Origin of the sequence: Cupriavidus sp. D384 (assembly GCF_001652915.1) — a bacterium.
Classification (GTDB): Bacteria; Pseudomonadota; Gammaproteobacteria; order Burkholderiales; family Burkholderiaceae; genus Cupriavidus.
Window position 1 is genome coordinate 18,240 of sequence record NZ_BBQI01000094.1, and the last position, 17,154, is coordinate 35,393.

15 protein-coding genes are annotated in these 17,154 nt (G+C 66.0%); 12 read left to right on the forward strand and 3 right to left on the reverse strand.

Annotated elements, in window-relative coordinates; translation table 11 throughout:
• Positions 1–136 precede the first annotated feature (136 nt).
• The 6 genes from A9J21_RS22225 to A9J21_RS22250 all read left to right on the forward strand — a co-directional run bounded on the left by A9J21_RS22225 (position 137) and on the right by A9J21_RS22250 (position 6,233).
• On the forward strand, positions 137–1,297 hold the full coding sequence (locus A9J21_RS22225; protein WP_066739332.1) for an HPP family protein: 1,161 nt from the start codon (positions 137–139) through the stop codon (positions 1,295–1,297).
• Between the two features lie 123 nt (positions 1,298–1,420).
• A complete protein-coding gene (locus A9J21_RS22230) occupies positions 1,421–2,524 on the forward strand; it encodes an AI-2E family transporter (protein WP_066739333.1) in 1,104 nt (367 codons plus the stop codon).
• Positions 2,521–3,198, forward strand: a complete 678-nt coding sequence (locus tag A9J21_RS22235) for a paraquat-inducible protein A (RefSeq protein ID WP_066739334.1) — start codon at positions 2,521–2,523, stop codon at positions 3,196–3,198. The genes A9J21_RS22230 and A9J21_RS22235 overlap by 4 nt, the downstream gene beginning before the upstream one ends.
• Positions 3,195–3,965, forward strand: coding sequence for a paraquat-inducible protein A (locus A9J21_RS22240; protein WP_066739335.1), 771 nt, complete (start codon positions 3,195–3,197; stop codon positions 3,963–3,965). Before A9J21_RS22235 ends, A9J21_RS22240 begins: the two co-directional genes overlap by 4 nt.
• Positions 3,952–5,583, forward strand: coding sequence for an intermembrane transport protein PqiB (locus A9J21_RS22245; RefSeq protein ID WP_066739336.1), 1,632 nt, complete (start codon positions 3,952–3,954; stop codon positions 5,581–5,583). The genes A9J21_RS22240 and A9J21_RS22245 overlap by 14 nt, the downstream gene beginning before the upstream one ends.
• A complete protein-coding gene (locus A9J21_RS22250; RefSeq protein ID WP_066739337.1) occupies positions 5,580–6,233 on the forward strand; it encodes a membrane integrity-associated transporter subunit PqiC in 654 nt (217 codons plus the stop codon). Before A9J21_RS22245 ends, A9J21_RS22250 begins: the two co-directional genes overlap by 4 nt.
• Positions 6,234–6,244: 11 nt before the next feature.
• On the opposite strand, the gene A9J21_RS22255 is transcribed toward A9J21_RS22250, so the two are convergent.
• Positions 6,245–6,796 (reverse strand): nucleoside 2-deoxyribosyltransferase, encoded by a 552-nt coding sequence (locus tag A9J21_RS22255; protein ID WP_066739338.1) that lies wholly within the window; start codon positions 6,794–6,796, stop codon positions 6,245–6,247.
• Between the two features lie 475 nt (positions 6,797–7,271).
• Between A9J21_RS22255 and A9J21_RS22260 the strand changes: the two genes are divergently transcribed.
• The 4 genes from A9J21_RS22260 (at position 7,272) to A9J21_RS22275 (ending at position 12,390) form a co-directional block, all read left to right on the forward strand.
• Positions 7,272–7,850: a fimbrial protein gene (locus A9J21_RS22260; protein WP_231907010.1), complete on the forward strand. Its 579-nt coding sequence runs from the start codon at positions 7,272–7,274 to the stop codon at positions 7,848–7,850.
• A gap of 93 nt (positions 7,851–7,943) precedes the next feature.
• Positions 7,944–8,714 carry a molecular chaperone gene (locus A9J21_RS22265; RefSeq protein WP_066739340.1) on the forward strand — a complete coding sequence of 257 codons (771 nt, stop codon included), beginning with the start codon at positions 7,944–7,946 and terminating at the stop codon, positions 8,712–8,714.
• Positions 8,711–11,278 (forward strand): fimbria/pilus outer membrane usher protein, encoded by a 2,568-nt coding sequence (locus A9J21_RS22270; RefSeq protein ID WP_066739341.1) that lies wholly within the window; start codon positions 8,711–8,713, stop codon positions 11,276–11,278. The genes A9J21_RS22265 and A9J21_RS22270 overlap by 4 nt, the downstream gene beginning before the upstream one ends.
• Entirely contained in the window at positions 11,275–12,390 is a 1,116-nt protein-coding gene (locus A9J21_RS22275; protein ID WP_066739342.1) for a fimbrial protein, read from the forward strand. The genes A9J21_RS22270 and A9J21_RS22275 overlap by 4 nt, the downstream gene beginning before the upstream one ends.
• Before the next feature lie 16 nt (positions 12,391–12,406).
• On the opposite strand, the gene A9J21_RS22280 is transcribed toward A9J21_RS22275, so the two are convergent.
• Together A9J21_RS22280 and A9J21_RS22285 are read right to left on the reverse strand one after the other, a co-directional pair.
• On the reverse strand, positions 12,407–13,237 hold the full coding sequence (locus A9J21_RS22280; RefSeq protein WP_066739343.1) for a tetratricopeptide repeat protein: 831 nt from the start codon (positions 13,235–13,237) through the stop codon (positions 12,407–12,409).
• A gap of 10 nt (positions 13,238–13,247) precedes the next feature.
• Positions 13,248–15,323, reverse strand: coding sequence for a bifunctional 2',3'-cyclic-nucleotide 2'-phosphodiesterase/3'-nucleotidase (locus tag A9J21_RS22285; RefSeq protein ID WP_066739344.1), 2,076 nt, complete (start codon positions 15,321–15,323; stop codon positions 13,248–13,250).
• A gap of 275 nt (positions 15,324–15,598) precedes the next feature.
• Here A9J21_RS22285 and modA point away from each other — a divergent pair, with 275 nt between their 5' ends.
• Positions 15,599–16,369 (forward strand): molybdate ABC transporter substrate-binding protein, encoded by a 771-nt coding sequence (gene modA / locus A9J21_RS22290; protein ID WP_066739345.1) that lies wholly within the window; start codon positions 15,599–15,601, stop codon positions 16,367–16,369.
• A 65-nt stretch (positions 16,370–16,434) separates the two neighbouring features.
• On the forward strand, positions 16,435–17,151 hold the full coding sequence (gene modB, locus A9J21_RS22295; RefSeq protein WP_066739346.1) for a molybdate ABC transporter permease subunit: 717 nt from the start codon (positions 16,435–16,437) through the stop codon (positions 17,149–17,151).
• Positions 17,152–17,154: the final 3 nt, after the last annotated feature.

Consider the following 17,154-nt stretch of genomic DNA (forward strand, 5'->3'; position numbering starts at 1 on the left):
CTGGGATGATACGGAGTACAGCCTGCGCAATATATCATGCTGTGATACATTGCCGGGCTCGGGCCAATGCGCCACGACGCCTGCCCGGCCAATGCGCCGTGCCGCCCCCAACCCTCAAAAGCCGCCCCCGCTTTCGATGCCTGCTGCATTCGACCCGACCTCATCCGTCGCCGAGGCCCGTGCCTGGCTGCGCACATTTGTCCCCATGCCCATCGCCGCCAGCTGGCGCGAGCGGCTAAAGAGTTGCCTGGGAGCCCTGATCGGCCTGGCGCTGACCGAATGGATCTGCCGTCAGTTCCTGCTGGGATTCAACCCGTGGTTTATCGCGCCGATGGGCGCTTCGGCCGTATTGCTGTTCGGCGTGCCGTCCAGTCCACTTGCGCAGCCATGGTCGATCATCGGCGGCAACCTGGTGGCCGCCACCGTGGGCGTGGCCTGCGCGAAGTGGATCCCAGACCCCGGCCTGGCCGCCGGCGTGGCGGTGGCCGGCGCCATTGCGCTGATGTTCCAGTTGCGCTGCATACACCCGCCCAGCGGCGCGGTGGCCGTGACCGCCGTGTTTGGCGGGCCGGCCGTGCAAGCGATGGGCTTCGGCTTCGTGGTGATCCCGGTGGCCATCAATTCGATGCTGCTGCTGCTGACCGCGCTGGCCTTCAACAACGTCGCCCGGCGCCGCTACCCGCACCGCCCGCCCGAGCCGGCCGCGCAGCATCACACGAAGGACTTGCCGCCCAGCAAGCGCGTGGGCTTTACCCGGGCCGACCTCGATGCGGTGCTGACGGCACGCGGCGAGTTCCTGGACATCGAGGAAGACGATCTCGAGGCCATCCTGGTGGCCGCCGAACTGCGCGCGCATTCGCGCCGGTTTGGCGAAGTGCTCTGCGGCGACATCATGTCGCGCGACGTGGTGTCGGTGCGTCCGGGCCAGCTGGCCGCCGATGCCTCGGCGTTGATGACGCGCCATCACATCAAGGCCCTGCCCGTGGTGGATCGTCAGCGCCGCCTGCTTGGCATCCTGACGCAAAGTGATTTCTTCCGCGCATATCGCGTGAACTCCCGCCGTGTCAATGGTGCGGTGCGCGACCTGATGACCCGTGCCGTGGTCACCGCACGCGCCGAGCATCCCATCGTCAGCCTGGCCCAGGCGTTCTCGGACGGCGGCCTGCACCACGTGCCGGTGCTGGACGAACGCAACCGCGTGGTAGGCATGGTCACGCAGTCCGACCTCGTCGCCGCACTGCTGCGCCAGAGCGACCAGGCCATGGATGCGGCAGAAGCCGCCAGGCCGGCCGGCTGATCCACATCGCCGGGCGCCCTGCCCGGCGATCGTTGACTTGGCAAGGGATTACCCGGAGCCCTCATCGAATTCCGCTATGCTTACGGCGTTCTCGCAACATGGACGCCGGATGGGCGTGCAACGATGAGCTCCGGACAACTGATTGAAAAGCTTGCCGCTGTCTTTGCGCTGATCGCCCTGATCGGCGGTTCGCTGCTGGTACTGGCCCCGTTTGCCACCGCGCTGGTCTGGGGGGCGATCCTGGCCTACAGCTCGTGGTACCCCTATACCGTGCTCACGCGCTGGCTGGGCAACCGCCGCGGGCTGGCCGCGCTGATCTGCGTGCTGATCGCCACGATCATCGTGCTGGGCCCGTTTGTCTACGCCGGTGCCAGCTTCTCGGCCCATATCGACGAACTGACCGGCCTGGTCAACCGCTATGCCGAACGCGGCCTCCCGCAACTGCCCGAATGGCTCAGCAGCCTGCCCTATGTGGGTCCGCAGCTGCAGTCGAGCTACGACCAGCTCATCCACGCCGACTCCGAAATGGTGGCCAACCTGCGCAAGCTGATCGCACCGATTGGCCACGCGGTGCTGGGCGCAGGGTTGTCCATCGGCGGCGGCCTGGGCCAGCTGGCGCTGTCGATCATCCTGGCATTCTTCTTCTACACCGGCGGCGAACTGGCCGTGGACTGGCTGCGCGGCGGCATGCGCCGGGTGGCCGGCGAGCGCGCAGACCACCTGATGGCGCTGGCCGGCGGCACCATCAAGGGCGTGGTCTACGGCGTGCTGGGTACCGCGTTCGTGCAGGCCGTGCTGGCCGCCATCGGTTTCTGGATCGCGGGCGTGCCCGGCGCGGCCATCCTGGGCCTGATCACGTTCTTCCTGTCGGTGGTGCCCATGGGCCCGCCGCTGGTGTGGATTCCGGCCGCGCTGTGGCTCTATCACGGCGGCGAAACGGGCTGGGCCATCTTCATGGTGGTGTGGGGCGCCGTCGTCGTGGGCATGGCCGACAACGTCATCAAGCCGCTGCTGATCAGCAAGGGCACGGGCCTGCCACTGATCTGGATCATGATGGGCGTGCTCGGCGGCGCGCTGGCCTTTGGCTTCCTGGGCGTCTTTCTGGGCCCGACGGTGCTCGCCGTGGCCTACGCGCTGCTGCGCGACTGGACCATCGGCTCGCAGGAACGGCCCGGCGTGACCGACGTGACCCCGGCGCCGCCCTCGCAACTGACTCCGGACGCATGACCGGCCATTCGCACGCTTCGCCACAAGACCCGGCGCAGGACCTGCACCGGCTTGTGGCCTGCGAGTATTGCGACGCGCTCTACGAGCGCACCGCGCTGGCGCCGGGCGAACGCGCCACGTGCCTGCGCTGCGGCGGCGTGCTGTATCGCGAGAGCAGCGGTGCCTACCGGCGCCTGCTGCCGCTGGTGGTCACGGCGCTGATCCTGTTCCTGGTATCGAACACGTACCCGATCGTCGAGATGGACCTGAAGGGCGTGCGCACCGAGACCACGCTCTGGGGCGCCGTGCAGGCGCTGCACAGCGACCACATGACGCTGGTGGCGCTGCTGGTGTTCGGCACCACGATCCTGTTCCCGCTCTCCGAGATGCTGATGATGTGCTACCTGCTGGTGCCGATGGCGCGCCATCGCATGCCGGCAGGCTTCGACCGCATCGTGCGCGGCATCCGGCAGACGCGGCCGTGGGGCATGATCGAGGTCTTCATGATCGGCGTGCTGGTGACCGTGGTGAAGCTGTCGACCATGGCCCAGGTGATTCCCGGCGTGGCGCTGTGGTCGTTCGGCGCGCTGGTGGTGGTGCTGGCCGCGATGCTGTCGTTCGATCCGCGCGATCTGTGGCACTACCTGGAACCGTCCGGTGCCGACGAGGCCCCGCCCCGGGAGGACGCCCGATGACCGCGCCACGTCCGTCACGCACCGCGCAGGCGCGCGAGCAGCTGGCGCGTTCGCGCCGCATGGCCGCCGACGTGGTGGCCGAACTGACCGACGACGACGAACGCACGCCGCTGGCACAGGTGCCCACGGCAACATCGCGCGGCCTGCTGTCGTGCCACGCCTGCGACCTGGTCAGCCCGATCACGCTCGACGGCGAGCCCTGCCCGCGCTGCGGCGCCACGCTCCATCGGCGCAAGCCGGCCAGCCTGGCCCGTACCTGGGCCTTCCTGCTGTCTGCATTCATCCTGTACATCCCGGCCAACCTGCTGCCGGTGATGGTGACCGAATCGATCCTGGGCACGCAGCGCGACACCATCATGTCCGGCGTGATCTACCTGTGGCTGTCCGGCTCGCACATGCTGGCCGGCGTGGTGCTGATCGCCAGCATCATCGTGCCGCTGCTGAAGATGCTGATCCTGACGCTGCTGTTGTCGTCGGTATATTTCAAGTCGACGTGGCGCATCCGGCAGCAGACCCGGCTCTACGCCCTGGTCGAAGTCATCGGCCGGTGGTCGATGCTCGATATCTTCGTGGTGGCGCTGCTGGCCGCGCTGGTTCGTGCCGGCGCGCTCGCCACCATCATTCCCGGGGGCGGAGCGCTGGCCTTTGCCTCCGTCGTCGTCCTGACCATGCTGGCGTCGCTGTCCTTCGACCCGCGCCTGCTGTGGGATTCGTTCGACACGGACGCCCCCTCGAAATTGCCGGAATCCGACAATGCCCGATCCTGATACCCCCACCCCATCGCCCGGCGTACCCCAGCCCGCGCGCAAACGCCGCGCCCGCTGGCTGCCATCCCTGGTCTGGCTGATCCCGATCGTGGCCGCCGTGGTGGGCATCTCGCTGCTGGTCAACACACTGACTTCGCGCGGCCCCGACATCACGGTCACGTTCCGCACGGCCGAGGGCCTCACGCCGGGCAAGACCGCCGTGCGCTACAAGGACGTGGACATCGGGCTGGTCAAGTCGGTACGGCTGGCGTCCGACAGGTCGCATGTACTGGCTTCGATCGAGCTGACCAAGGACGCCGAGAACTTCGCCGTCAAGGACACCCGCTTCTGGGTGGTGCGGCCGCGTTTTGCCACCAGCGGCGTGTCGGGGCTGGAGACGCTGTTGTCGGGCGCCTATATCGGCGTGGATGCCGGCAAGTCCACCGAGGGCAGGCGCAGCTTCACCGGCCTGGAAGTGCCGCCGGTGGTCACCGCCGATGCCTCGGGCCGGCAGTTCGTGCTGCGTGCGCAGGATCTGGGGTCGCTGGACATCGGCTCGCCGGTCTACTACCGGCGCGTGCCGGTCGGCCAGGTGGTGGCCTACCAGCTGGAGCCGAATGGGCGCGACATCACGCTGCGCGTGTTCGTCAACAAGCCCTACGACAAGCTCGTGACCGCCGATACGCGCTTCTGGCACGCCAGCGGCGTGGACCTGAAGCTCGATGCCGGCGGCCTGAAACTGTCCACGCAGTCGCTGGTCACGGTGCTGCTGGGCGGCGTGGCGTTCCAGGCGCCCGAGAACACCAGCGCCCACGAGGCCGCGGCCGAGAACACCCAGTACCTGCTGGCCTCGGACCAGGCCGAGGCGATGAAGGAGCCCGAGGAACTGGCGCCCACGCTGGCCGTGCTGAACTTCGACCAGTCCGTGCGCGGGTTGTCGCCGGGCGCGCCGGTGGACTTCCGCGGCGTGATCGTGGGCCAGGTGCGCTCCATCGGCATCGAATACCAGCGCGACAAGAAGGCGTTCCGCATGCCGGTGGTGGTGGAGCTCTATCCGTCGCGCATGGGCTTCCGCGAACGCGACGTGGCCGACGAGGCCCGCAAGCGCACCATCGTGCAGGCACTGGTCAAGCGTGGCATGCGCGCGCAGCTGCGTACCGGCAACCTGCTGACGGGCCAGCTCTACGTGGCGCTCGACTTCTTCCCGAAGGCGCCGCCGGCCAGGGACATCGACCTGGACGCCCCGATGCCGGAGTTCCCGACCACGCCGGGCACGTTCGACGAACTGCAGGCCAAGCTGGGCGACATCGTCAACAAGATCGACAAGGTGCCGTTCGAGCAGATCGGACAGGATGCGCGCACGGTCATCGTGTCGATGAACAAGATGCTGGAGACGGCCGACAAGCTCGTGGCCCAGCTCAATGGCGACGTGGCGCCGCAAGTGGTGGCCGCGCTGCAGGATGCACGCCGGACGCTGACGGCCGCCAATGGCACGCTGGCGTCGGATGCGCCGTTGCAGCAGGACACGCGGCGCATGATGCAGGAGCTGACGCGCACGGCGGTGTCGCTGCGCGCGCTGACCGATTATCTGGAACGCCACCCCGAGGCGCTGCTGCGCGGCAAGACGGAGGACAAATGATGAAACGTTCGCTGACACTTTGCGCAACGCTGGTGGGCCTGGCGTGGCTGGGCGGGTGCGCCTCGCCCGAGCCGCGCTACTACACGCTGGCGACCGGCGCCACGGCAACGGCCAGCAACGCCGCGCCGGGTATCGCCCCCTCCACGCAGCCGCTCTGGATCGAGGTCTCGCCGGTGCGGGTCCCCGAGCGCCTGAATCGCGCCCAACTGGTGGTGATCGATGGCAAGACCGGCAGTGTGAAGCTGCTCGACCAGTCGCGCTGGTCGTCGCCGTTGCCCGACGAGCTGCGCGATGCGCTGTCGCAGCAACTGCAGGGCAACCTTGGCGCCGTGGACACCTACCAGCAAGGAATCTCGGACGTAACGCCGGTGTATCGCATCACCACCGAAGTGGTACGGCTGGATGCCGATCCGGGCCAGCGCGCGGGCGCTTCGATCGCGTGGACGGTGCGCCGCCTGCCCGATGGCCGCGTGCTGAGCGGCCGCACCGAGGCCGACCTGCCCGCACCGGGCCAGGTTGACGGCGTGGTCGGCGCCTATCGCCAGATCGTGGCCGCCACGGCATCGGATATCGCGGCCGGCGTGCAATCGCTGCGCGTGCAGGGCGGTGCGGCCGCTTCTTCCGCCTCCCCCACGTCACCCGCCCGCTAAGCGGCGGACCTTCAGTCCTCGGGGCCGCCGTCGGCCTGTGCCTGCGCCCGGCGTGCGGCACGGCGCCGGTCGGCCTCGGCCATCTCTGCCAGGCACGCCTCGGCATCGCCCTTCACCAGCCGCACGCTGCAGGCCAGCATCAGGTTCATTGGCAGGCCGAAGTTCTCGACCACATAGTCGTTGGCATCGCGCGCATCGCCATCGTCGTCGGTGGTGACGCGCACGCGGTCAAGCAGCGTTCCGGCATCGGCCGCGTAGCCCCACACCGGTTTCTGCAGCGCCACGGCGAAGCCGACCTCGAATGCCGTGCCGCTGTCGGGCTCGCCGGGGCCGCGAAAATCGTCGAGATTGGCCATCACCAGATCGGCGCGCCGGATCAGTGCGATATTGGCTTCATAGATCCACTGTGCCGTGTCCGGCCCCGACAACCCCGTCGGCGCAGCCTTGTCGAGCGGATAGCAGCCCTCGAAGCCATGCCGGGCGCAAAGCGCCTTCAGATGCTCGCCCCAGGCGAGCGCATCCTTGCGAAATACGTCGAAACCGGCGAGGTAGATGGTCTTCATGGCATGTCCTGGGTGGGGGCACGGCGCAAGAATACCTCAGGCGCCCCATCGCATCGCTCCGGCCGCCGCCGGAACACAAGGCGGAAGACATAAGGGCTGCATTTTATTCGATAGGAAGTATCCGAAATTAATTCGAATTTCTTTCATCGTTATTTCTGCATTATCCAGCAATCCACGCATATACGCTGCACGTTCCGCGCAAAAATAACATGGGAATATTCCCAAACGACGCCAATCTATCTCGAATATTTCGTAAATCAACGATTTAATAAAAAAATTCCAGTAAATAGTATCTGCCTCTGTCAGGAACGGCGATGCGCGCCATCGCGTGTCCGCATGCAGGGTCAGACACGCCCGCTGTTGCCCCTCATCGTCGCGTTTGCATGCGCGCATCGTCCGGTGCGCCCTGATTCAGGCCGGATGACCTGATCTACCCTGACAAACATCAACCCAGAACCATGACATGAGGCTAACAGTGAAACACTTTCGAACCACAATCCTTGCCGCATCCCTGGCAGTTGCTGCAGCAAGCCAGACGGCATTCGCGGCCGATGGCACCATCACGTTCACGGGCCGGCTAACCACGCAGACCTGCACCATCTCCGGCAACGGCGGCAACAACAACTTCACGGTGGCGCTACCGACAATCTCCACGTCGGCGCTGGCAACGGCGGGCAACGTCGCCGGCCGCACGCCGTTCACCTTCCGGCTCACCGGCTGTGCACCCAACACCGGCAACGTCTCGATCTACTTCGAGCCGGGCGGCACCATCGATACGGCGACCGGTCGCCTGAGGAACACGGTAACCGCCGTGACCGGCTCCGGTAACAGACCCGCCGTCGTACCCGCCGGGAACGTGCAGATCGGCGTGCTGAACGCCAATATGACCGACGTCGCACTGGGCTCGGCGTTCGCGTCGCAGAACTCACAGCAGGTCGCCCTTGCCGCCGGCAGCGCCACGCTGCAGTACTACGCCCAGTACGTTGCCACAGGCGGTGCGGCCACCGCCGGCACATTCTCCACGACGGCAACGTACTCGGTCGTCTACCCGTAAGTCCGGACGCATCCGGCCTGTCCGCCGGCATGTCCCCATGCCGGTGCTTCCTTCCCATCCGGTCCCGAACCGTCGTCCACGCCAACCGTCCATATGTTCAAGATTCCTCGCAGCCGCGCAGCCGTGGCTGCCCTACTCCTGGCAATGGTCGCGCCCGGTACCCTTGCCTCGGTCGTGCTGACCGGCACCCGGGTGATCTATCCGGAATCGGAACGGGAAGTTACCCTCAAGCTGACCAACGAAGGCGAGTCACCGACGCTGGTGCAAGCCTGGATCGACGACGGAAATCCCGATGCCGCGCCAGAAGAGGCGAAGGCGCCGTTCACGCTGACCCCGCCGTTGTTCAGGCTGGACCCGGCCAAGGGCCAGACCCTGCGCATCATTCATCTGCCCTCGCCGCTGCCCGGTGACCGCGAATCGCTGTTCTGGCTCAACGTCCTGGAAGTGCCACCGATCGCATCCGGCGACGCCGACCGGCCAAACTCACTTCAATTTGCGTTCCGCACGCGCATCAAGCTGTTCTTCCGCCCCACCGGGCTGGCTGGCGACGCGGATAGCGCCCCCCTGAAGGTCACCTGGCGCCTGGGGCGCACGAGCAATGGCCAGCAGGTACTCACCGCATCGAACCCGACGCCGTACCACATCACCTACATCAAGGTCGACGCCACCGTCCGGGGAAACGTCTACGGCAATGACGCTGGCGCAATGGTCGGCCCCGGCGCGACGGTCGACTTCCCGATTGCCGATACCCCGGTCGATGCCGGGGAGCCCGACCGGGTGCACTACCGCACTCTCAATGACTTTGGCGCCGGCGCCGACGGCGTCCACGAATCCAGGCCAGCGGGGACGGCGCAAGACCGATGAAGATGCGGAACCGGAAACCACGCGCATCGCGCGTCCTGACGGCACATTGGGTGCTGGCCACGACATTGCCGGCCGCCGCGTTTGCGGAAGAAGCCGGCAAGGCCGCGACTGTGGCAACAGTCGAATTCAACGCGCTGTTCCTGCAGCGTCCGGATGGCACCAGTGTCGACGTCAGCCGTTTCGCAACGGGCAATCCCATCACACCGGGCAACTATCCGGTAGACATCTATCTGAACGGCGCCTGGATCGGGCGCGACACGATACGCTTCCAGTCGCAGAACGATATCGTGGCGCCGTGCCTAGATCCGACGCTGATCGCCAGGCTGAACCTTGACGAACGGGCATTGCCGCCCGCCAGCCGCAGCGCGATAGCACGGGCGGTCAGCGGAGAATGCACCCATCCTTCCACCATTTCGGAAGATATCGGCTGGTCATTGGACCTGAACGACCTGCGGGTGGATTTCAGCGTGGCGCAGGCATTGCTGCGCCGTACGCCGCGCGGGAGCGTCAGCCCCGAACTGCTGGATGATGGGGTCCCTTCGGCGACGATTTCCTACAACCTCAATACGTTTCACTCGACCGGCGCTGGCGCGGGCACCTCCACTTTCCTGGGTCTCGACACCGGCCTGAACGCCGGGCCCTGGCATTTCAGGCAGCGGTCGTCGATGAGCTGGCAATCGGTCGGCACAACACAGTACGACTACCAGAACATCGCCACCTATGTGCAGCGCGACATTTCCTCGTGGCGCAGCCAGCTCACCTTCGGCGACGCCTATACGGACGGCGCCGTCTTCGACAGCTACGCCGTGCGTGGCGTGAACCTGGCCAGCGACGATCGCATGCGGCCGGATTCCTCGCGCGGCTACGCACCGCTGGTGCGCGGTGTCGCGCGGTCGAACGCGCGCGTGACGGTCACGCAGGACGGCAACAAACTCTATGAAACGACGGTAGCCCCCGGCCCGTTCGAGATCAACGATCTCTATGCCACAGGCTACGGCGGCAACCTGCTGGTGACCGTGACGGAGGCCGACGGCAGTCAAAGCAGCTTTACCGTGCCCTACGCGTCCGTGGTGCAACTGCTCCGGCCTGGCACCACCCGCTATTCGGCCACGGCGGGCGAGTACCGCAACGGCGCAAAGCTGGCCTCGAACCGGGAAAAGGTTGTTCAGGGGACGGTGCAGCACGGCTTGAGCAACCTGGTCACGGGCTATGCCGGCCTGGTGGTCTCCGAAGGCTATCAGGCGGCGCTGGTTGGCGCGGCATTCAACCTGCCCATCGGCGCCTTTGCTCTGGATGCCACCCATGCGCGCGCCTCGATACCGGACGTTGACAATAGCAGCGGCCAGAGCGTGCGCCTCAGCTACAGCAAGTTCCTGCCTTCCACCACGACCAACATGACCATCGCGGCCTACCGCTACGCCACGCGCGGGTACTGGTCGATGCGAGACGCGTTCGCGGCACGTTCCAGCAGCGGCAACGCCGCTGCGGTCGACCGGCAGCGCAGCCAGTTGCAGCTGACCGTGAATCAGAGTCTGGGCGAGCGCTGGGGCAACGTCTACCTGACCGGCACGTCGGCCGAGTACTGGAACCGTAGCGGGACGGCGCTGATGTTCCAGCTCGGCTACAGCAACACGATGCGGGTGCTGGGCCTGCCGATGACCTACAACATTGCGGCGTCGCGCCAGCGCGAGGCGCATACCGGGCGCTTCAGCACGCAGGTGTCCGCATATCTGGCGGTGCCGCTGGGCAAGGGCACGCAAGCGCCATTGCTGTCGCTTGGCGCGACGCGCGACAACAACGACAACTTCTCGGAACAACTGCGGCTGGCTGGTACCGCGCTGCAAGACAACGCCGTCACGTACGGGTTGAACGTCGACCGTACGCCGCACGCCACAACGGGCGGCGGCAACGCCCAGTACCGCACGCCATTCACCACGGTATCGGCTTCCGCGAGCGGAGGCGGCGGCTACACCCAGTATTCGGCGGGACTGCAGGGCGCGCTCGTGGCCCACCCGGGCGGACTCACGCTAGCGAACTTCCTGGGCGACACCATCGGCATCGTGGAGGCCAAGGGCGCCACCGGGGCGCACGTCGTCAACGCGCCGGGGGTGAGAATCGACCCGTTCGGTTACGCCATCATTCCCTACCTGCAGCCGTACCACATGAATACGGTCGAGCTGGACCCCAAGGGGCTACCGCTGGACGTGTCGCTGAACACGACAAGTACCCAGGTGGCGCCGCGCGCAAATGCGGCTGTCAAGATCAAGTTTGCCGCCATCACGGGCCGCTCTGCCATCGTCTCCGCCGCCAGGCCCGGTGACCGGGCGCTGCCATTTGGCGCCACGGTCTCGGACGACAGGAACGGCGAGATCGGCATCGTCGGCCAGAGCGGCATCATCTTCGCCCGGGGCATCGAGGAAGCCGGGCGCCTGACGGTGACGTGGGGCAAGCGCGACGACCAGCGCTGCGTCATCGACTATCGCTTGCCGCAACGGTCAGGCGATGAAACGTCCTATCCGCAAATCCGATCGGTGTGCCAGCCTGACGAAAAGGAGAGGTCATGAACCAGCTGTCGTCCGCCACCTGCGCATCCCCTGCGCCCATCGAGCGATGCAAGCGAGGGATCATCGCCACATTGCTTTCAACCGGCATCTCGTATGGAAAGCCTGGCGCAAGAACGCTGCTGGTCTGGCTCGTGTCCAGCCTGCTGCTCTGGATTTCGCCGGGCGCCCGGGCCCAGCAGTTTTGCTCCATCCAGAGCCAGCCGTCGGTACTTTCGTTCGGCCAGATCGATACAGCGCGCGACGCTCCCATTGGCACGGTGATCAGCAATTCACGGACGGTTAGCGTCACGGTCAGGTGTCCGCCCAGCAATGGGCGCGGATTTCGCGCCGTGGTCTACCCCACCCGGACTGTGTCGAGGGCTGTACGAGGCGTTTGGCAGACCAACATTCCAGGCATTGGCATACGCGCGAGGAATTCCGCAGATGGCATTACCTTGTCGCAGGTTTCCCCTGGCACTCCACCCGACGACATCAGCCGGGGCATTGGACCCACCATCCGACCCGCCAGGTACACCAATTCCCGGACGTATACGATCACGCACCAACTCGTCAAGACAGGGCCAATAGACGTGAGCGGTCAAATCAATATCGGCACCCTGTACACACTGCGCATTTACAACCTGACGCGCCGCGTCACAAGCGAGGCGCGAGGCTCCGTAAGCATCGGCCGTAACACTGTCGTGACATCGCGATCCTGCAGGGTGACCACCCCCGGCGTCACCGTGGCGTTGACGGATGCGTTGGCCTCCGCGTTGCAGAACAATGGGGCAAGTACCGGCAGTTCAGGTTTTGCCATCGGGCTGCAGTGCGACACGAACACCAATGTGTTTATCACGCTGACCGACGCCACGACCCCTGGCAACCGTTCAGACCTGCTGACGCTCGCAAACGGCTCCACGGCACGGAACGTCCGGCTCCGGGTTCGCAAACAGGATGGCACGGCCGTCAACTTCGGGCCGGACTCGGCTGCCGTGGGAAATGCCAACCAATGGCGGCTGGGCCAGGTCAGCGGAGCCACGCTCATTCCGATGAGCGTCGAGTATGTCTCCAGCGGCAGGGCCACCGCTGGCACTGTGCGCGCGGTGGCAACGTTCACGATGAGCTACCAGTAGCGATGTGGCGCGCCAGTCAAGGATTGATCGCCGGATGCTTGAGCGCGTGGGCAGCCTCGGCCAAATGCTGGCGGTAGTTGCGTTCGTCCTGCGCGAGCCCCAGTTCGCCGTTGCGATAAGCCATCGCCAGCGTCTGGATCGACGCCGGATGCTCGCGCTCGGCCGCCGCTTCGTACCACGCCACCGCGCGGGCATCGTCCTGCGCCAACCCCTCGCCTTCGCGATAGGCATTGCCCAGCATGAACATGGACTGCGCCACGCCGCCGTCGGCCGCCACCTTGAACCAGCGCGCCGCGCTGGCCGGGTCAGGCGTACGGCCATGGCCGCCGCGATACAGCAGGCCCAGATAGTAGGCCGCGCCGATGTCGCCACCGTTCGCAGCGGCGTCAAGCTGCCGCCAGGCCAGCGGCAGGTCTGCCCGGCCCGACGCCAGCGTGCCCAGCATCGCCGCCTTGCCGAGCAGGAACTGTGCGCGCACATGGCCGCTGTCTGCCGCCATGCTCAGCCAGCGTTCGCCTTCGGCACGCGTGGCCGCATCGGCGCGCGACATCAACGTTTCGCCAAGCGCGGCCCGTGCGGCGGTTTCGCCGGCGCTGGCGGCTTGCTGCAGTTGATCCAGCGCCGCGGCATCGCCGGCCGATGTCGCCAGCAACTGCCACTGCGACAGCTCGGCGTGGCGCGTCTCGGACTGGTGCCGCCACACCGCAGCGCCTGCCACGCCGGCCGCCGCCACGGTCACGGCCAGCGTTGCCGCCACGAATAGCGGGTGAATGCGCGGCAGGCGTCGTGACGCGGTGCGCGCAGGAGCAATAGTGGCGGTAGCGGTGGAAGTAGCAGTGGCTTGCATCGTTTTCGGATTACTGGTTCAGGTCGATCTTGTACTTCGACAGGTTCTTGCCCGAGCCGTCGTCGGCCGCAACCAGCGACACGCCGGCCACGCCGCCCGCCGCTGCCTGCGCGAGCACGCCCACGCCCGAGCTGAACACCACGTCGCCGGCGGTCACCACCTTCGTGAAGTGCCAGCTGCGAGCGCTGCCGTTGGCAACACGGGTCACGTTGGTGATGTCCTTCACGTACTGGATCAGCACGTCGCGGTTGGCGTCGGGCGACGCATAGACCGTCTTCGTGCCATCCAGGCCCGGGAAGTTGCCACCGCCGCTGGCGCGATAGTTGTTGGTCGCCACGATGAAGTCCATGGCCGCGGTCACCGGCAAGCCCTTGTAGGTCAGGTTCTTGATGCGGCTGCCCACGGCCTGCGTGACGTCGATCTCGTACTGCATGTCCGTGTCGGTGAACATGTCGAAGTTGTAGCCCGGAAACGTGCTGATCAGCTGCTGCTCGGCGGTCACCGCCGGGTCGATGCGGTTGAAGCGCTTGGCCGCCGTTTCTAGCCACGCCTTCAGTTCGTCGCCATTGACCTTCACCGCGTAGACCGTGTTCGGGTACAGGTACAAGTCGGCGGCGTTGTTGATGGCGAGGCTGCCCATCGCCACGTCGGTGTAGTCATTGCCACCACCGAAGCCGCTCTTGAACGGCGCCGACACCGACAGCACCGGCAGCGAGGCCAGCGCCGGCAGGTTGGCCGTGATGTAGTCCTTCACATACTTGGCCTGCGCCTGGTTCACGATCTCGATCGCGCCCGGATCGCCCACATCGGCAAAGTAGCTCGTCATGCGGTAGTTCGTGCTGCCGATCGGCGTCTTCACGTACTGGATGGTGGCCTGGTGCTCGGTGTCGATGGCGGGCGCCACGCTGGCGTCGGCGGCCACGTATGTCTTGTCGGCGTTCTGGGTCGAGCGGGCCTCCACCTTGGTGTTGGCGCGGTCGACGCTCCACTTCTTGCCGTCGTAGTTCAGCGCCAGGTTGACCACGCCCAGGTGCTTGCCCCAGTAGTTCGCCATCACGGTCGGCACGCCGTTGACCGTGCCCTTGACCTTGTCGACGCCCGGCAGGTTGAACTGGCCCACGGTGCTGGTGGCGTCGGGGAAGATCTGGTGCGAGTGGCCGATCAGCATCGCATCCACGCCATCCACCGTCGACAGGTGGTAGCTGCCGTTCTCCATCGTCGGCGAATACGTGGAGTTGTCCAGGCCGCCGTGCGAGATCACGACAATCAGGTCGGCGCCCTTGGCACGCATTTCGGGAATGTACTTTTTCGCGGTTTCGACCACGCCTTCGGTGTAGACCTTGCCGTCAAGCCAGCGCTTGTCCCAGCTCAGGATGGCCGGCGGCGCAAAGCCGATGATGCCGACCTTGATCGGCGCCGAGACGGTCTTGCCGTCGGGGCCGGTGGCCGTGATCGTCTTGTTCAGGATGGCATACGGCTGGAACAGCGGCTGGCGCGTCTTCACGCTGTAGACGTTAGCCAGCACCTGCGGAAACTTCGGACCGGCGCAGGTCTGCTGCGCGGACGGATCGGGCAGGCCATCGACATTGAAGCGGTTGCCCGTGACCTGGCTCAGATACTGCAGGCCGTAGTTGAATTCGTGGTTGCCGATGCCGCCGCCGTCGAAGCCGGCCGCGTTCATCACCTTGTACATCGCCAGCGTCTCGCTGCAGCCGATCGGCTTGACCAGCGCCTGGTAGTCGGACAGCGCGGTGCCCTGGGTGGTGTCGCCGTTGTCCAGCAGCATGCTGTTCGGGAATTCGGCGCGGGCCGCCTTGATCAGCGTGGCGACGCGCTCGAAACCGATCGACTTGTCCTCGGCGAGCTTGAAATAGTCATAGCTCAGCACATTGGTGTGCAGGTCGGTGGTTTCCAGCAGCGCCAGCGTGGACTTGGTGCCCGCCGGGATCGACACGTTGCCGTTGTTGCTGTTGTCGCCGTTGCTGCCGCTGCCCGCGTTGCTGTTGCTGTCGTCGGAGCCACAGGCGGCCAGCGCGGCGACGGCCATGGCCGCCAGCAAGGCGGCCCGGATGCGATGAAGTTGCATGGTCTCGGATTTCCCTGTTGTTTTCTGTATTAGGTGCAGCCCGGGGATTGTCGGAAGCCGGGATGGCAGGGAAGTGGCGAAATCGCGTCATTACTGTGACAATCTGCGCACATATGACAAAAGCGTCATATTTTTGACCGATCGGGGCCGGCAGGACTATTCCGATTGGCTGAAGACCCTTATCCGATTGCGCAATTGACGCTTCGTTATATAGACGCTTATATTGCGGATGCAAACCATCGAGCACTCGATCACTCTTTCCTGACGCATCTGCCATGAGCCTCTATCCCTTTGCGCGCCGTGCCGCTGCCGGCGCCGCCCTGGTTGCCCTGACCCTGGCCGCGCCGTCGGCATTTGCCGCCGACCTGGTGGTGTCCGCCGCCGCCAGCCTGACCAACGCGTTCAAGCAGCTGGGCGAGCAGTTCGAGCGCGCCCACCCCGATACCAAGGTGGTGCTGAACTTTGGCGCGTCGGATGTGCTGATGCAGCAGATCGTCAAGGGTGCCCCGGCCGACGTGTTCGCATCGGCCGACCAGAGCGCCATGGACAAGGCCGAGAGCGAGAAGGTGGTACAGGCCGCCACGCGCAAGGATTTCGCGGCCAACGCGATCGTGCTGATCGTGCCGCATGACAGCAAGCTGAATATCGCCGCACCCAAGGACCTGACGCGCACCGATATCAAGCGCATCGCCTACTGCAATCCGTCGTCGGTACCGGTGGGCCGCTACACCAAGGGCGCCCTGGAATCGCAAGGCCTGTGGGGCGCGGTCGAGGCCAAGGGCGTGCCGGCCCAGAACGTGCGCCAGGCGCTGGACTACGTGGCACGTGGCGAAGTCGATGCCGGCTTCGTATTTGCCACCGATGCCGCCGTGATGCCCGAGAAGGTCAAGGTCGCCACGCGCGTGCCGGCCACCACGCCGGTAACCTACCCCATCGCCGTCACCACGCAGAGCAAGCAGGCACCCCGGGCCAACGCGTTCGTGCAGTACGTGCTGTCGCCTGAAGGCCAGGCCACGCTGGCCAAGTACGGCTTCCAGAAGCCTTGACGCCGGGATCGCCCGGCCTGCTCTGGTAGCCTTGCACCTCCGAAACACTGTCTGAAGTTATCGTCATGGATGCTGTCTGGGTTCCGCTGCTGCTGTCGCTCAAGGTGGCGGGATGGGCCACGTTGCTCAATGCCGTGCTGGGCGTGGCGGCCGCTTATGCCATTGCGCGCTGGCGCTCGCGGGCGCGCGATGTGGTCGATGCCATCCTGACGCTGCCGCTGGTGCTGCCCCCGACCGTGCTGGGCTACTACCTGCTGGTGCTGGTGGGACGCCGTGGGGTGTTTGGCGCCTGGCTCGAGAACCTTGGGATCGAACTGGTTTTCACCTGGCAAGGTGCGGTGCTGGCCTCGACCGTGGTGGCCTTTCCGCTGGTGCTGAAGTCGGCGCGCGCCGCGTTCGAAGGCGTCGATCACCAGCTCGAGAATGCGGCCCGTGTGCTGGGCATCTCCGAATCGGCCATCTTCTTCCGCGTGACGCTGCCCATGGCGCTGCCTGGCATCGTGGCCGGCGTGCTGCTGGCGTTTGCCCGCGCACTGGGCGAATTCGGCGCCACGCTGATGGTGGCCGGCAACCTGCCCGGCCGCACGCAGACACTGTCAGTCGCCATCTACGAGGCCGTGCAGGCTGGCAACGACGACACCGCCAACCTGCTGGTGCTGGTGACCTCCGTGACCTGCATCGTGCTGCTCGTGGTGGCGGCCCGACTGGTGCCACCGGCGCAGCGCGGCACCGGCAACGTGTTCGAGCGCCGCAAGTTCCGGCGCGACACCATCACCGGATGACAT